This window comes from Vibrio sp. J2-3(2022) (genome assembly GCF_021725735.1).
GTDB lineage: Bacteria > Pseudomonadota > Gammaproteobacteria > Enterobacterales > Vibrionaceae > Vibrio > Vibrio diabolicus.
Map to the genome: position 1 here is coordinate 107,275 of NZ_JAKKCK010000002.1, position 17,088 is coordinate 124,362.

Genomic DNA, 17,088 nt, shown 5'->3' on the forward strand with positions numbered 1-17,088 from the left:
CAAGATGTACAGACTGAATGGAAGCAAACCATGAACACAAATATTAATACCCAATATCGTAAGCCGCTTCCGGGAACTCAACTGGATTACTTTGATGCACGCGAAGCCGTCAATGCCATTTCTCCTGGAGCCTATGAAAAACTCCCTTACACCTCCCGCGTGCTAGCTGAGCAACTGGTCCGTCGCTGTGATCCGAACACATTGACGGATAGCCTGAAACAGTTAATTGAACGCAAACGAGATCTTGATTTTCCTTGGTATCCAGCGCGCGTTGTTTGTCATGACATTCTTGGTCAGACCGCTCTAGTCGATTTAGCGGGTCTGCGCGATGCTATTTCGGATCAGGGTGGCGACCCTGCAAAAGTGAACCCTGTCGTTGAGACTCAACTGATCGTTGACCACTCTTTAGCGGTTGAGCATGCGGGCTTTGATCCTGATGCTTTCGATAAAAACCGCGCGATTGAAGAACGCCGTAATGAAGACCGATTTCACTTTATCGAGTGGTGTAAAACAGCGTTTGAAAACGTAAGCGTGATTCCTGCGGGTAACGGCATCATGCACCAAATCAACTTGGAGAAAATGTCTCCTGTGGTGCAAGCGAAGCAGGGTATTGCCTACCCAGATACCTGTGTGGGTACGGACAGTCATACGCCTCACGTAGACGCCCTCGGTGTTATCGCGATCGGTGTTGGTGGTCTGGAAGCTGAAACCGTAATGCTTGGCCGACCATCAATGATGCGTTTACCTGATATTGTCGGTGTAAAACTAACGGGGAAACGTCAACCAGGCATTACCGCAACGGATATTGTCCTCGCGATTACTGAGTTCCTACGTAACGAGCGTGTGGTCTCTTCATATCTTGAATTCTTTGGTGAAGGTGCACGCGATCTAACGATCGGAGACCGCGCAACTATTTCAAATATGACACCAGAATACGGCGCGACAGCTGGCATGTTTTATATTGATGAGCAGACCATCAATTACTTGAAACTAACTGGTCGAAATGAAGAGCAAGTTGCTCTAGTAGAAAAATACGCAAAACAAACCGGTCTTTGGGCTGACGATCTAGATACTGCCGTTTATGAGCGAGTACTTGAGTTCGATTTATCATCAGTAAGTCGTAACATGGCTGGCCCGTCAAACCCTCACCGCCGTTTACCAACATCGGAGTTGGCGCAGCGTGGCATTTCTGGTGCGTGGGAAGAGAAAGAAGGTGAGTTGCCAGATGGCGCAGTGATCATCGCTGCTATCACATCGTGTACTAATACTAGTAACCCAAGAAACGTCGTCGCTGCTGGCCTTGTCGCGAAGAAAGCCAATGAGCTCGGCCTTGTACGTAAACCTTGGGTGAAATCGTCTTTTGCTCCGGGTTCTAAAGTTGCACGCCTGTACTTGGAAGAAGCGGGCTTATTACCTGAGTTAGAGAAGCTTGGCTTTGGTATCGTCGGTTACGCATGTACCACTTGTAACGGTATGAGTGGTGCGTTGGATCCAAAAATCCAACAAGAGATCATCGACCGTGATTTATATGCGACAGCCGTTCTGTCTGGTAACCGTAACTTCGATGGCCGAATTCACCCTTATGCGAAACAAGCCTTCTTAGCATCTCCACCGTTAGTTGTCGCTTATGCGCTAGCAGGAACCATTCGTTTTGATATCGAGCGCGATGCTCTGGGTACTGACCAAAATGGTAAACCAATTTACTTAAATGATTTGTGGCCAAGCGACGAAGAGATCGATGTTGTGGTCGGCAAACACGTTAAGCCAGAGCAGTTTAACCAAGTTTACATCCAGATGTTTAAGCTCGATGACGCAGAGAAAAGCTCTAGTCCGCTTTATGACTGGCGTCCGATGAGTACCTACATTCGCCGTCCACCTTACTGGGAAGGTGCGCTGGCGGGTGAAAGAACACTGTCTGGCATGCGTCCATTAGCGATTCTGGGCGACAACATCACGACTGACCACCTGTCACCATCCAACGCGATCATGGCGAGCAGTGCTGCGGGTGAATACCTTGCCAAAATGGGCGTTCCGGAAGAGGACTTCAACTCTTATGCGACTCACCGTGGCGATCACTTAACGGCGCAACGTGCGACCTTTGCTAACCCGAAACTATTTAACGAAATGGTGAAAGAGAACGGTGAAGTGGTTCAGGGTTCTCTGGCGCGAATCGAACCAGAAGGCCAGGTTGTACGCATGTGGGAAGCGATTGAAACCTACATGAACCGCAAACAGCCACTGATTGTTGTCGCGGGTGCTGATTATGGTCAGGGTTCATCTCGTGACTGGGCAGCAAAAGGTGTTCGTTTGGCAGGCGTAGAAGCCATTGTTGCTGAAGGCTTTGAGCGTATTCACCGTACTAACTTGGTTGGCATGGGTGTACTACCACTGCAATTTAAGCCAGGTGTAAACCGCAATACGCTAGAACTGGATGGTACTGAACTGTATGACGTGGTTGGTGAAATCAAGCCGGGTGCAGATTTAGCCTTGGTTATTACACGTAGCAACGGTGAGAAAGTCGACGTTCCTGTTACGTGTCGCCTAGATACCGCTGACGAAGTTCATGTGTACAACGCGGGCGGTGTTCTGCAGCGTTTTGCGCAAGATTTCTTGGCGCAATAAGGAGTGGGTATGGAAAGCAAAACTCCGAATCAAATGAGCCAAATCAAAGTGCCGGCGACGTACATGCGTGGCGGTACAAGTAAAGGTGTCTTTTTCAACCTAGAGGATTTGCCTCAAGAAGCGCAAGTGGCTGGAGCCGCGCGTGACAAGCTGTTGTTACGTGTTATCGGCAGCCCGGATCCTTACGCGAAGCAAATTGATGGCATGGGTGGTGCGACCTCCAGCACCAGTAAAACAGTGATTGTTTCTCGCAGTAGCCGAGCAGATCACGATGTTGACTACTTGTTTGGACAAGTGTCGATCGACAAACCATTCGTCGATTGGAGTGGTAACTGCGGCAACTTGTCTGCGGCAGTTGGTCCCTTCGCCATTCATGCTGGGCTGATTCCACAAGATCGCATTCCAGAAAATGGCATTGTGACGGTGCGTGTTTGGCAGGTGAACATCAGCAAAACCATCTTGATTCACGTTCCAATTGTTAATGGTTTCGTCCAAGAAACCGGCGAGTTTGAGCTCGATGGCGTGACGTTTCCGGCCGCCGAGATTCAAGTCGATTTCGTTGACCCTTCTGATGGCGAAGGCAGCATGTTCCCAACAGGCAACTTAGTCGATGATTTAGTGGTACCGGACGTAGGTACGTTTAACGCCACATTTATAAATGCGGGCATTCCAACCATTTTTATTGATGCTGAATCGATTGGTTATCAGGGCACTGAGCTACAAGACGATATCAACAACGATGATGCCGCATTGGCGATGTTCGAATCTATCCGTGCGCATGGCGCATTAAAAATGGGCCTGATTTCTGATTTAGAAGAAGCTCAAACACGCCAGCACACACCGAAAATTGCGTTTGTTTCTAAACCGAAAAGTTACCTGTCTTCAAGTGGCAAAGCGGTAAATGATACGGACATAGACGTGTTGGTTCGTGCGTTGTCGATGGGCAAACTTCACCATGCAATGATGGGAACCGCAGCCGTTGCGATTGCTTCGGCGGCCTGTGTACCGGGAACATTAGTCAATTTGGCTGCTGGTGGAGGCGAAAAAGAGTCAGTGACTTTTGGCCACCCGTCAGGAGCGTTAAAAGTTGGAGCACAAGCGAAGCAAACTGAACAGGGCTGGGTGGTACAAAAAGCCATCATGAGCCGAAGTGCGAGAATACTAATGGAGGGATTTGTGCGTGTACCCTCTGATGTCTTTGAGTGAAAAGAACGGTCTTTGAATAGAACGAGAGCAATGTCAGGACATACTGGAGGAAGCAATATGTCTTCATACGAAAAAGAATATTTATGGGCGAAGAATGAACCGGAGAGTTTTTGGCGCGCTCAAGCGGAGAATATCGATTGGTTCGAATCTCCTAAAACTATCTTGAAATCTGATGAAAACGGCATAGAACGTTGGTTTCCAGATGGTGTAATGAATACGTGCTGGTTAGCATTGGATTACCATTGCGAGCAAGGACGCGGTGATAATACGGCACTCATTTATGACTCGCCAGTAACCGGCAATAAAACCACGTATACCTATAGTGACCTGCGTGACCAAGTGGCAAAAATTGCCGGCATGCTGTCTGCCCAAGGCGTTGAAAAAGGCGACCGAGTCGTTATTTACATGCCGATGATTCCAGAAGCCGCAATGGCGATGCTAGCCTGCGCGCGTTTGGGGGCGATTCACTCCGTTGTATTCGGTGGTTTTGCACCTAATGAGCTTGCTGTACGAATTGAAGATGCAGAGCCGAAAGTCATCATGACGGCGTCGTGTGGGATTGAGATCAACAAAGTTATTCCATATAAGCCAATGGTAGACAAGGCCATTATGGACAGCCGATGGAAGCCTGAAAAAGTATTTATATTCCAGCGTCCTGAGTGCGAAGCCGATCTAAACCAAGAAAGAGATCTGGATTGGCAGCAAGAGTACAACCAAGCGTTGCCACACGGTTGTGTTCCGGTGTTGGCAACCGATCCACTCTACATTCTTTATACTTCGGGTACGACAGGTAAGCCAAAAGGCGTTGTGCGTGACAACGGTGGCCATGCCGTCGCGATGAAGTACTCCATGAGCGCAATCTACAACATTCCTCAAGATGGCGTATTTTGGGCGGCATCTGATGTTGGCTGGGTAGTAGGGCACTCTTACATTGTTTACGCGCCACTGATTCACGGTTGCACAACAATCCTATTCGAAGGCAAGCCCGTCCGAACACCTGATCCTGGCGCGTTCTGGCGAGTGTGTGACGAATACAAAGTAGATGCGTTGTTCTCTGCCCCGACAGCGTTCCGTGCGATCAAGAAAGAAGACCCAGAAGGTGAGTTTTTAAAACAGTATGATCTCTCTAAATTGAAAACCATCTTTATGGCAGGAGAACGCCTTGACCCTCCAACACTGGAATGGGTTCAGAGCAAAGCAGACAAACCCGTTATTGACCACTGGTGGCAAACGGAAACGGGTTGGGCCATCGCGGGCAACCCAACAGGTGTTGAAATGATGCCAGTTAAAGCGGGTTCTTCGACGAAGCCAATTCCGGGTTATCAGGTCGAGATTCTGAATGAACTTGGAGAGTCGGTCGGGCCTAACCAACAAGGTTTTGTCGCATTAAAACGTCCGTTGCCACCGAGTTGTCTGCCAACGGTTTGGCGTAACCATGACCGTTTTGAAACTGGTTACCTCAGCCAATTCCCTGGCTACTATGTGTCAGGTGATGGTGGCTATTTGGATGAAGACGGTTACTTGTTCATTATGGGACGTATTGATGACGTGATTAATGTCGCGGGGCATCGTTTATCGACAGGCGAAATGGAAGAAATTGTCGGTGGTCATCCGGCGATTGCGGAATGTGCAGTCGTGGGTATCCACGATGAGTTAAAAGGGCAGTTACCACTTGGTTTTGTTGTGCTTAAAGATGGTGTCAAAGTGGACGAGCTTGATCTTGAAGGTGAGCTTGTTGGCAAGGTACGTAGTGAGATCGGTGCGGTTGCCTGCTTTAAGCATGCATTGGTTGTAGATCGCTTACCGAAAACACGTTCGGGTAAAATTCTGCGCCGAACCATACGTCAAATAGCCGATGGTGAAAAATACACCGTTCCGTCAACGATTGATGACCCAAGTAGCTTGAACGAAATTGAACGAGTGTTAAGACGTTAATTAAAACTCAATTCTAACTAACCCCTGATCCTCGAACTCTGTAGGTTGGTTCTGCCTCTGTACGCTTATTAAGTACAGGGGCTTTTTTGTTTGTAGATAGCGTAAACGTCTCGTGCAGGCAATTTTGTGACTTGCCAATACGGCATTTTCCTCACAAACTACAGCCATTCAATTTTTAGTGACCCTTTGTATGACCACGTTTGTAATTAAATCTGCGTGTTTTAGCGACCTTGAGTCGCTCAACGACCTTATGTTTGAGCTGCATGATGAGCATCATCTTCAATCTCCGGAGCTGTTCAAAACTGCAGAGGAGATAGAGCAAGAAAAAAGTATTGCTCGATACATTGATGATCCTGAATGTCTTGTTTATGTAGCAAAACAAGAAGATGAAATTATTGGTTTTATCTCTGGTCATTTCTGTGAACTTGTTTCTACCGTCAGTCAGCCGGTTATGATGGGAAGTGTGGATGAGCTCTATGTGTTACCTGAGTTTCGGAAACAAGGCACAGCTCAGGCATTGATTAACAAAATTGAGTCAACGTTCTCTGATTACGGTGCAAAACAGATGTTTGTTGAAGTATGGCACTTTAACCAGGGTGCAATCTCTTTGTATGAAAAACAAGGGTTTGCACACCATATTCACTATCTAAGAAAGCCGTTGAGCTAATGACCATGCTTAATTTTAATATTGTGATACACATTCTAGCGAATTGAAATCATTCAGTTCGTCAATAGACTTTTCTCTATAAGTTGCTCGCAATGTTAGTAAATTAATATGCGCCCACATTGGTATTGGCGTTTTTGTCTGCTTGTTTATTAGTAGCACGAGGATCGTGCTTACAAAAACAAGAGGACAATATTTTGAAACTAACAAAATCGTTACTTGCGTTGGCTGTTTTGCCAATGTTCGCAAGTGCTGATGATTTGTCACAGACGCAAAATCACACTATACAACCCCAGATCGTAGGCGGCATCACTGCTGATCCTAGTGAGTGGAGATTCTACACCCAAATTGTTAGCCGTTATGGTAACCGATCATATTGTGGTGCCAGCTATATTGGGAATGGCTATGTCCTGACTGCGGCCCACTGTGTCGAGGGTGATTCACCGAATCAGATTGCGGTTAAAATCGGTGGCGTCGTTTACAATGGCACTGACGGTGTTCGATCTAACGTGAGTGAAATCCACATGCACCCGGCATATCGCCGAGCAACGCTTTCTCATGATCTCGCAGTATTAAAGTTGGACTCTGTACCTCAAGGTGTTGCTGCGGTTGAAATTGCCGATGGCAGTCTAACGCAATACGCCAGCATCGGAGATTGGCTTACAGTCGCAGGTTTAGGGAGAACCTCTGAAGGAGGAAGCTCTCCATCTCGATTGCAAGAGGTTGACGTTCCGCTCGTGTCGGACACGACTTGTCGTCAAGCTGGTGGTAATTACACAACCGTTGGAGAGGTGTCTTTCTGCGCGGGAATTCCTCAAGGTGGGATAGATTCCTGTCAGGGAGATAGCGGTGGCCCAATCGTTATTAATCGTGGTGGCGTAATTACTCAACTTGGTGTGGTCAGTTGGGGGATAGGTTGTGCTCGTCCGGGTATGTATGGTGTTTATAGCGATATCGCCGCCATGCGTAATTTTGTTAATGGTGTCATTGGCAAGACTACACCTCCGAAAGAGAATGTTTCTGTTGGGTATACCACCGAACAGACATTGGCATCATTTAATGTTGGCGAGTTGCAGCAACATAGTTTTGTTATCAAAAATTCAGGTAACACGACGTTCACTGTAGAAAACGTTCGCGCGCTTGCTTCTGGCGTTGCTGATGCTGCCGTTATTGCTAATGATCAGTGTTCTCAGGCGACGTTAGCAATGAATGCAAGCTGTCGTGTCGATGTCGAATTTGGAGCAGCTCAGGCGGGAGAAGCAAGAGTTGCTTTGAACTTCAACGTTGATAAGACCAGTACACAATATCAGGCGCTAGTGTCGGCTCAAGCGAAAACAGTGACAACGCCTCCAACAGATAACTGCGCAGCAGAATGGCAAGCGAGTACGGTGTATCTCAAAGGGGATAACGTTACTTGGAATGGCAAAGTGTGGCAGGCGCAGTGGTGGACTCAAGGCGATAACCCAGCAGACTCTGGACCTTGGGGTGTTTGGCAAGAAGTTCGCGACGCACATTGCAAGTCTAACTAACCATCAAGCATTCAAAAGCTGATTCGTTGGTGACTTGAGGTAGAATTCATTCTTGGTTTCAACGAGCAGCGCATAGTTATCATAAGCAGGGTTTATTGTTTTCGAATAATAAGCCCTTTTTTATTGTTCCAACTTTGAGAACCCATAAAATGTGTATGACTTTATCCTGACGCTACCTTCATATAACTGGCAGAATTGCGATTAACATTTCATGTTTTGTCTGATTTTTGTCAGGTTTGCATTAAATTACTCTCCAATGAGCTTCAAGATCATGCTTTATTCGATCAACGTTGTTTGGCATAACTCGTTACTTAATTTTTATCGAAAAAGATAAGATTAACTGCCATTATTCATTGGCTATCATAATGTTTACTTAAGGTCATATTTTGTGTTGAGACAGCTGTTATTACTCATCCTTTGTTTTATTTTGTTACCTGTTTCACCAATCTCTACGGTTAAAGCTGCCGCGAGCGAAGTAAAAGGGGCGCTCTGCGTTGTTCGTGCTGACGACAAGTTAGTGCTAGTTCATGAAATATTGACGGATAAGATTTCTCTACCTGGTGGGACAATTATTGATGGAGAATCCCCCAAAGTTGCTGCGCAAAGAGAAACGTGGGAAGAAACGGGTTTAGTGGTCACGGTTGGGGAGGAACTTGGCAGAACAGACACCGCGGTTTATTACGATTGCATATCAGACTCTGAGATTATTGCTTTTTCGATGAACAATTCCTTAGGTGGGAATGAGTTACCTATTTGGTTTGCTCCTCACTACGGAGTAGAAATCGCATCTGCAATGTTACTTGGACCATCCGAGCTGCCATCATTTTTGTACCGCTATCCCGCTCAATGGCCACAAGCCATTCAGTTTTTTGAACAAGCTACTCAGCAGTCCGCATCTTATGTGACTCAGCTGATCGAATCCGCGCCTTCATTTCGTCAGATTGAATTGAGGTGGATGAAAGACTTACAAAGCTGGGTAGGAGCTTTATCAGAAACGAGTTTCGAGGTAGCGAATCAGATCTCAAATCTTGTTATAGAACTGACAGAACCTACGATACTGCTTTTTCTATTTCCGTTAGTAATGATGCGTTTTGGCAGTCGATTTGTATTCCGACTCTTTTTCGCTATTAGCGCGACGTCCCTGATGGTACTTGTAGCTCAACAGGGCTTTGCGCTTCCTCGCCCGCATGTCTATATACCAATGATGGAGTTAACACACAGCTTTGGATTTAGTTTTCCAAGCTTGCCTATTGCCGTTTGGTTTTGTGTTTTAACCTTTTTATTTCAGAGAACGCATTATTTCGGTTTGAATGGTACGACCGCTGTCATGATGCTCGTCACGCTTACTATTATGTTATGTAAGTTTTTCCTTGGTAGCGCCTTTTTCTTAGATATGTTGTTTGGTGCGCTGTTAGGAAGCTTAGTGGCCTGGCATGTTCTGCGATTGGAAACAAATCAAGACGTGAATGTTGATCAAGTGCTGAGTTCAAAAGGCGTCTGGTTCATTATGACTGCGGTAACGGCGGTCATCTCTGTTATCTGGCCATTACCTGTGTTTGGCCGCTGGTTAGCTATTTTAATTACGGCATCAGCGTTGGTTATGACGTTTAGAGAGTCAAAAGTGCATTTGGATTCTCGTCAGATGATTTTTGTAACGCTTGCGTTGGTATTCGTTGAGCAACTTTATTTATACTCAAGCTCTGTTGTCTCGTTTAGTGGTTTGTGGTCATTGGTATTGTCGACGTTGCATTATCCCTTGTTGATGTTGCTGTTTATTTTGCTTGCAAGAAAGCTGATTCATGAAAAACAACAGAGAGAAACAGTGCTAGATTGATGGTTGTATGCTTTCTTTCTCAGGCATACGAGTAAAAAGAAAGCCTTGCTTTACAGCAAGGCTTTTTTGTACGTTGAGTAGCTCAACAATGTGGCTTTGCGTATCTCTGACGCCATGGCTGAGTTAAAGGTAATAACGTTGACGCCATTGCGGCGGAGGAATTAAGCGTTAAGGACGAATTTTTCAATCGCTTTAGCGACACCGTGTTCATCATTACTTGCCGTAATGTAATCAGCGATTTGTTTGGTCTCTTCCATTGCATTTGCCATCGCGATACCAAGGCCAGCGTACTTCAGCATGTGGTGGTCATTTTCAGCATCACCCATACAGATCACTTCTTCCGGTTGAATACCTAGATACTCAGCAATTGCAGCAACACCAATACCTTTGTTGCTCGCTGGGTTAAGAAATTCCAGGAAGAACGGAGCGCTTTGAACCACCGTAAACTCTTCACGCATTTCAGACGGAAGCGCAGCGATGACCTCAGTTAACTTACTTGGCTCGGCAACCATCATTGCTTTGATGATTGGATGATCATCTTCTAGCGATTCAAAATTAATCTCTGTTACATTTAAGCCATTAATGTTGGCTTCGATGTCAGTGTATGGGTTTTTCTCATTGGTGATCAAGCCATGTACTTGGCTGAATGCGTGCACATAAGCGCCTAATTCTTTCGCTTTACGAGCGACTAATTTTGCTGCCTTACCATCAATGATTTGCTGGTGGATGATTTCATTTGTTCCTACGTTCTTAACCATAGAGCCATTGTAGAAAAGGACAAAATCTTTATCGGAATGGATATTCAGTTCGTCGAGCTTGCCTTGCATTCCTTCTAATGGGCGACCAGAAGCGAGAACGACAGTAACGCCTGCTTCTCGAGCCTTTGCGATCGCTTGTTTGTTTTCTTCAGAGATTGCTTTATCACTATTGAGCAGTGTGCCATCCATATCTAATGCGATCAGTTTATACATCATTTCTTACCTTAAAGTTTTTGGGAACTGTAAGTGAATAAGGTTTGGTATAACGCTAACCAGAAACCTACGCTCACCGCGACTATGAAACTACAAAATGGTCTATTTTAACAATTAATTTTTGGTTTAAATTGACCTAGACACGTGTGTCCATTAAGGTCTTCGCCTCGAAGTATTATGAGTTGAGTGAGTTCTACGTTGTATAAGCTAAATGAGATGTTTGAAACCATCCAAGGGGAAGGGGTTTTCACTGGAGTACCTGCTGTTTTTGTTCGCCTTCAAGAGTGTCCGGTTGGTTGCTCATGGTGCGATACCAAACAAACGTGGTATGCAGATGAGAATGACCAACGTCAAATTGGTGATATTTTGGTGAAGACGGAAGATTCTCCGACATGGTGCGTCGCATCTGCCGAGAACATCGTAGAGCAATATCAACTGCAAGGCTTTAATGCTAAACATATCGTGATTACTGGTGGGGAGCCTTGTATTTATGACCTCCGCCCTTTAACAAAAGCGTTTGAGGATATGGGTTGCCAATGCCAAATTGAAACGAGTGGCACATCAGAAGTCATCACGTCAGAAAATACATGGGTGACCGTGTCACCAAAAGTGGCGATGAAGGGTAAACTTCCAGTTCTCAATAGCGCGTTAGAGCGTGCGAATGAGATTAAGCACCCTGTTGGTACACAAAAAGACATCGACCACCTTGATGAGCTATTGGCAAATGCGAATGTCGCGGTTGAGACTGTCATTGCATTGCAGCCTATTAGCCAAAAGCCTCGTGCAACGCAATTGTGTATTGAAACGTGCATTGCTCGCAATTGGCGCTTGTCTGTTCAAACTCATAAATATCTAAGTATTGCTTAAGAGCGGAGAGAGAAATGAAAAAAGCCGTTGTTGTTTTTAGTGGTGGTCAGGATTCCACGACTTGTCTGGTTCAAGCACTTAAAGAGTTTGATGAAGTTCATGCCATTACTTTTGATTATGGTCAGCGCCACAAGTTAGAGATAGAAGTGGCACAAAAGATCGCAAAGGATCTTGGCGTCAAAGCGCATAAAGTGATGGATGTTGGCCTTTTAAACGAACTTGCGATTAGCTCTCTCACGCGTGATGACATCCCTGTCTCACACGAATTGCAAGAAAACGGCCTACCAAACTCTTTTGTTCCTGGCCGTAACATTCTATTTTTAACGCTCGCAGGAATTTACGCCTACCAAATTGGGGCTGAAACCGTAATTACTGGCGTGTGTGAAACTGACTTTAGTGGTTATCCAGATTGTCGTGACGATTTTGTGAAAGCAATGAACACGGCTTTGGTGCAAGGGATGGACCGTAACCTGACGATCAAAACACCGTTAATGTGGCTAAATAAAGCAGAAACGTGGGCGTTAGCTGATCAATATGACGCGTTGCAACTGGTTCGTGAAAATACGTTGACCTGCTACAACGGGGTCATTGGTGATGGTTGCGGTGATTGCCCATCGTGCGATTTGCGCAAAGCTGGCTTAGATGATTACCTAAACAATAAAGAGACCGTAATGCAGTCTCTTGTGAACAAGCAGGCTGTTGACGTTTAGTCGTGCCTTGCTTTACTGGCTAACATAGTCAGAACTTAGGCTAATTGGCTCATCGTATGCGTCTATAATGATGTTTTTTCCCTGCTTTTTAGCCTGGTATAAAGCTTGGTCTAGTATCGAATAAAGTTCATCAAAGTTGGTAAGCGGCATTGATGTTGAGAGATAGGCCAAGCTAGCAGTTACACTCAAATCACTATTATTTACCGTGCGTACGCGCTTCTCTGAAATCGTTTTGTGTAGGCTTTGTACGCGGAAAGGAACGTCAATTTCATCGACGTTTTTCAAGAGTAAGATAAACTCTTCTCCACCCAAACGGCCGATATACTCTCCCTTATTGAGCTTAGCTTTAAGCACTTGGCAAACTTGCTGTAACACCAAGTCGCCAGTCGGATGACCGTATTGATCATTTATCGTCTTAAAGTCATCAAGGTCGATTAATGCTAAAACATAGCGGAAGTCTTCGTCCGCTTTGGAGGTTTGACCTTTGATGGTCTCTATAATTGCCGCTCTATTCAACGCACATGTTAGACTATCTATTTTGGCTTTTTGTCGTGTTTGTCGCTGAAGTATCAATGCCAGAATGAGCAAGACCAACAAACAGGAAACCACAAAATTATAAGTGCGCTTTTGATCGGTAAGCTTCTCAAATTGATGCTGATTTAAGCTTTTTTCATTATTCAACCGAGCGACTTGAAGATCATATTCGTACTCTTTCTTTGTGAGGTCTAATGCCTCTAATGCTTTAATATTGCTAGCGTCTCGGTTGGCCAATTCAATGGTTGAATAGGCTTCGTGGTGCTCTAATGCCAGTTTATAATCACCTTGGGCTTGGTATGCTTCGGAAAGGAGTAATTGAGCTTGTGCCTGTAATAATGGTCTAGAGTTATTGATCGCTAGTGTTAACGCGACTTTGCCATGTGCAATCGATTTTTCAGTAGCATGGTTTTTCAAATACGCGAACCCAGCAGCTAAATGCCCTTCCGTTTCGAGGTGCGTATTTTCATACGTTTCAGCAATGTCTAAAGCTTTTCTAATGTAATCTACTGCGGTATCCAGTTGCCCACTTTCGGCTAAAACCGCAGACAGCCCTAAGTAGCTTAACCCTTGACCATATGGGTATTGGAGCTGGTTGAGTATTGTTAATGCATTTTGATAATGATTGATGGCTTTATCGAATTCTTTGGATTTCTTATACATTGCCCCAAGGCTATGTTCGACTTGGGCGACTTTGAGTGGTGTCCCTTCATCTTGACGAGCGAGTAGGGCTTGGATGAGATATTGTTCTGATTGTTCAAACTGCCCAAGCTCTGCAAGTAAATTTCCGACGTCATTGTAAATGCCAGAAGGATCGGTTTGAGCAGACATGTTCGCCAGCAGCTTTCTATAAAGACTCAGCGCTTTTTCATAGTCGCCACGATAGTTATAATTGTTCGCTACCACACGTAACGCGAGATCAATAGGGAAGTTTTCTTGGTGTTGTTGACTTAGATGGCTTTCTAACGACGAGCAATAAAAGTTTGCTTTGTGATAACGACCTTGTTGATTCAAGGTATAACAGAGCTGATAGTTCATCAAAGCTTTGCCTTCAGAATCTGAAGTCTGCTTCATTTTTTTTCGCAACGAAGAAAAGCTATTTACTGAGGCGTCATAACTACCATGCTTACGTTCATTTAAGGCAAGAATGTACTCTGACTCCAACTGAGCAAAGTTATTGTTGAGAACTTGGCTGCTACCATAGTACGGCTGTTTTATGTTCGACATATATTCATAAATCAGCCCGCTGACGTAGAGTTTTTCGCTGTGCGATTTCGCGGTGTGGTATCGATCTTGAAGCATGCTTAATGCTGAGTCAGGATTACTTCTCAATGTGGTTTGATAAACGGCGTGCCACTGCGTGATATTTTGTTCTGGCTCAATATCTTGAGTGTCACTAGCATATACCGGGGCGAGTAAGAGTGACGCAAGCAAAGGATAGAGCGTGCGCATATTTAAACGTGCCTTATGTTCTTTTGTTGCTTTGGAATTGGAGAATCATAGCGCTATTAATTGATCAGCGTTGTGATTGAGTTGGGTGTACGAAGAAAAAGAATAGGAAAACTATGCACTTGGTCGATATATCAAAAAAAGAGCATCAAAAGAAAGACCCCAACATAAAGTTGAGGTCTAGGAGTCGTTATGCAATGTAAAGCTTTGCTAGATCTTGAGGCTCCATTTCTTTGCCTTCTAGCTGATCGTTCCAGTTAGTACCAACAAGAACACCATCTTCTGCAAGAGTTAAAAGCCAATCTTCAACAAAGATATCTAGTGGGATTTCTAGTACAGTGAAGTCAGCCCATTCTTCAACATTGTGCGCTTCTGCATCTTCTTTAGAAGACCAGAAAGGCATGACTTCACTGTTTTCGAATTCAGTTGAATCGCAAGATAGCCAACCTTCTTCATTGCGTAAACCCCAAACCAGTTGGTTTTCTTTTGTTTCCGCAACAAAAAGGTCAAGGTTTGCTTGGATATCTGATGTAAGTTTGCTCATTTCAAAACTCTCGTTGTTATGACGCCGCTAGGGTAACACTAAAGTGCCGATTCCTAAAGCATAATACGGTTATTGCAATGAGTAAAAATAAAGGAGCCGAAGCTCCTTTTCTTATGTCGTTCTAGGTTTATTAATGCTTGTTTGAACAAACATTAATACAGATATTTTTACCTTTCAGGGAGGGTAGTGAATATTGTCCACTCTTTTTTAATCTCGCCTTTATAACCAACGACAGAAGCAGTTACTCGGCGGTTTAAAGCGTGGCTGACTTCATCGGTACCTTGTTGCGCTAGGTGAGTATCTCCAAAGCCAACAATACGAACTCTGCTCGGTTCGATGTTGTAGCTCAATAGCGCCTCACGGACATTGCGTGCTCGTCTCTCTGATAGATCTTGGTTGTGTTGAGAGCCACCAACTTTACTCGCGTAGCCGTGCAGTTCGATCGACGTAGTAGGGTATTCTTTTAAAAAATCGGACAGTTCACGTACTTGTCTTCTGAACACGGGATTGATTTCATCAGAATCATTGGCAAAAAGTATTCTTACTTGCATGTTATCTGATGCTTTAATGTATTCGCCGCAACCGTCATTGTCGACTTCTGAGCCTTCCGGTGTTCCAGGGCACATATCTCGAGCGTTGATGACGCCATCGTTATCTTCATCTTGAAGGTCAGCGATTTGCTCTGCACTTGGTACAGGTCGATAGTCATACTCGTCTTCAGCAACAACCTGTTGAGTAACGGCGAGAAGGCTTAATGCAAATAGAATTTTCATTGGTTTCATGATTAGTACTCCACCTTTTCATTCCATTCCGTAGGCACATCGACTCGCAAGGCATTTAACAATTGGCCGGTCGCATTCATTACACGGTATTTCGCGTATTGCTCTGAATATCGAGCATCCAAGTAGTTTTTTCTCGCTTCAAATAACTCGTTTTCAGTATTTAACAAATCCAAAAGGGTTCGTTTACCGATGCGATACTGTTTCTCGTAAGCGATAACAGTTTCAGATGCCGAATCTACGTGATCCGCCAGAAACTCTTTTTGCTGAAGCGTTAAATCTAGCGCGCTCCATGATAGACGAAGCCCTTCTTCAACGCTGCGGTATGCGCGTTCTCGTAAATCTTTGGCTTTGTTTAGTTGATAGGCAAAGTTTTCAGCATTGGCGACATCACTACCACCATTAAAGAGGTTGTAACGCATACGCAGCATCGCTGTCGTTTCATCACTGCTTCCTTCGATACCGCTTGCATCATCACGCCACGTTTGAGCCGCTTCTACAGATATCGTTGGATAGTAAGTTCCCTTAGATTGCTTATATTGGAACTTAGCTGAGTCTACATCTGCCATCGAAATTTTGATTACTGGATGCGATTCAAATGCCAAGTCAATTGCTTCATCTATGGTGTAGGGAATAAAGTTCTGGTCCGCTCGCGGAAAAATCAATCCTTGTGGGGACTGTCCGACAAGGCGTGTAAACGTGGTGTGGCTGTCATATAAGTTGTTCTGAGCCGCCACCAAGTTACCGTGAGCTTTTGCTAAACGAGCTTCTACTTGAGTTAGGTCAGCGGTAGACCCAAGTCCTGAGTTAACTCGCTTTTTAATGTCTTCGTAGATCTTCTTATGAACCTTCAAGTTGTTTTCTGAAAGTGTAAGAATTTCATAAGCTTTTACTGAATCTAAGTAAACCTTTGCCACTTCGAGTGCCGTGTCTTGAGCATCAGCGAGTAGTTGATAACGAACTGATTCTGCGTCAGCTGCTGTTCGATCCATATCGTTAAGTGTCGCAGAACCGTCCCATATCAGCTGGGTTAGTGTCACGGTGGCTTCTTTTCTTGTCAGATCCGTTGAATCTCGCCCTGCTTCTGCTGGGTTAATGCCTTCATAACCGATACCGGCGTCTAAATCTACGGATGGGAGGTAAGCACCGCCAGATGCTTCATTCACATACTGCTTGCTAACGAATTCATTGAACGCACTTTTGATGTCAGGATTGGTTTTTAATGTGTTTTCAACCGCTTGCTCTAGTGTTTGCCCAAAAGCATGACTAGCTGCGAACACACCAATGCAAAAGGCGTTGGCACGAGTCCACTTCACTGTGATTCTCCTAGATAATAATAAAATTTCTCGAGGTGAGAGGGCTTATAAGTGGGATACCTATAAGGGCGTCAATAATTTAGCGCACAATAACATTAATACACGATGAAGTAACCTGTTGATTCATT

The 17,088-nt window shown here is 44.9% G+C and carries 13 protein-coding genes; 8 read left to right on the forward strand and 5 right to left on the reverse strand.

What is annotated here, in order from left to right:
• Window positions 1-30 precede the first annotated feature (30 nt).
• The 6 genes from acnD (at window position 31) to L3V27_RS08740 (ending at window position 9,790) form a co-directional block, all read left to right on the forward strand.
• Window positions 31-2,622, forward strand: coding sequence for a Fe/S-dependent 2-methylisocitrate dehydratase AcnD (acnD, locus tag L3V27_RS08715; RefSeq protein WP_176319609.1), 2,592 nt, complete (start codon window positions 31-33; stop codon window positions 2,620-2,622).
• A gap of 9 nt (window positions 2,623-2,631) precedes the next feature.
• Complete coding sequence (gene prpF, locus L3V27_RS08720; protein WP_048626435.1) at window positions 2,632-3,828, forward strand: 2-methylaconitate cis-trans isomerase PrpF; 1,197 nt, start codon at window positions 2,632-2,634, stop codon at window positions 3,826-3,828.
• A 57-nt stretch (window positions 3,829-3,885) separates the two neighbouring features.
• Window positions 3,886-5,763 carry a propionyl-CoA synthetase gene (locus L3V27_RS08725; RefSeq protein WP_085343809.1) on the forward strand — a complete coding sequence of 626 codons (1,878 nt, stop codon included), beginning with the start codon at window positions 3,886-3,888 and terminating at the stop codon, window positions 5,761-5,763.
• 190 nt (window positions 5,764-5,953) lie between these two features.
• Complete coding sequence (locus L3V27_RS08730) at window positions 5,954-6,430, forward strand: GNAT family N-acetyltransferase (RefSeq protein ID WP_005395063.1); 477 nt, start codon at window positions 5,954-5,956, stop codon at window positions 6,428-6,430.
• Window positions 6,431-6,624: 194 nt separating this feature from the next.
• Window positions 6,625-7,956 carry a trypsin-like serine protease gene (locus L3V27_RS08735; protein ID WP_237311635.1) on the forward strand — a complete coding sequence of 444 codons (1,332 nt, stop codon included), beginning with the start codon at window positions 6,625-6,627 and terminating at the stop codon, window positions 7,954-7,956.
• A gap of 388 nt (window positions 7,957-8,344) precedes the next feature.
• Window positions 8,345-9,790: a bifunctional NUDIX hydrolase/phosphatase PAP2 family protein gene (locus L3V27_RS08740; RefSeq protein ID WP_170891458.1), complete on the forward strand. Its 1,446-nt coding sequence runs from the start codon at window positions 8,345-8,347 to the stop codon at window positions 9,788-9,790.
• A 161-nt stretch (window positions 9,791-9,951) separates the two neighbouring features.
• Here L3V27_RS08740 and L3V27_RS08745 read toward each other — a convergent pair whose 3' ends face one another.
• Window positions 9,952-10,761 carry a Cof-type HAD-IIB family hydrolase gene (locus L3V27_RS08745; RefSeq protein ID WP_046874945.1) on the reverse strand — a complete coding sequence of 270 codons (810 nt, stop codon included), beginning with the start codon at window positions 10,759-10,761 and terminating at the stop codon, window positions 9,952-9,954.
• A 216-nt stretch (window positions 10,762-10,977) separates the two neighbouring features.
• On the opposite strand from L3V27_RS08745, the gene queE reads away from it, so the two are divergent.
• Complete coding sequence (gene queE, locus L3V27_RS08750; RefSeq protein ID WP_041852955.1) at window positions 10,978-11,628, forward strand: 7-carboxy-7-deazaguanine synthase QueE; 651 nt, start codon at window positions 10,978-10,980, stop codon at window positions 11,626-11,628.
• A 14-nt stretch (window positions 11,629-11,642) separates the two neighbouring features.
• On the forward strand, window positions 11,643-12,338 hold the full coding sequence (gene queC / locus L3V27_RS08755) for a 7-cyano-7-deazaguanine synthase QueC (protein WP_237311636.1): 696 nt from the start codon (window positions 11,643-11,645) through the stop codon (window positions 12,336-12,338).
• A gap of 12 nt (window positions 12,339-12,350) precedes the next feature.
• Here queC and L3V27_RS08760 read toward each other — a convergent pair whose 3' ends face one another.
• From L3V27_RS08760 to L3V27_RS08775, 4 genes are all read right to left on the reverse strand, one after another.
• A complete protein-coding gene (locus L3V27_RS08760; RefSeq protein ID WP_237311638.1) occupies window positions 12,351-14,324 on the reverse strand; it encodes a diguanylate cyclase in 1,974 nt (657 codons plus the stop codon).
• A gap of 187 nt (window positions 14,325-14,511) precedes the next feature.
• Complete coding sequence (locus L3V27_RS08765) at window positions 14,512-14,865, reverse strand: DUF2750 domain-containing protein (RefSeq protein WP_005395049.1); 354 nt, start codon at window positions 14,863-14,865, stop codon at window positions 14,512-14,514.
• 167 nt (window positions 14,866-15,032) lie between these two features.
• Window positions 15,033-15,647 carry an OmpA family protein gene (locus L3V27_RS08770; protein ID WP_046874949.1) on the reverse strand — a complete coding sequence of 205 codons (615 nt, stop codon included), beginning with the start codon at window positions 15,645-15,647 and terminating at the stop codon, window positions 15,033-15,035.
• A 2-nt stretch (window positions 15,648-15,649) separates the two neighbouring features.
• Window positions 15,650-16,960 carry a TolC family outer membrane protein gene (locus tag L3V27_RS08775; protein ID WP_005395046.1) on the reverse strand — a complete coding sequence of 437 codons (1,311 nt, stop codon included), beginning with the start codon at window positions 16,958-16,960 and terminating at the stop codon, window positions 15,650-15,652.
• Window positions 16,961-17,088: the final 128 nt, after the last annotated feature.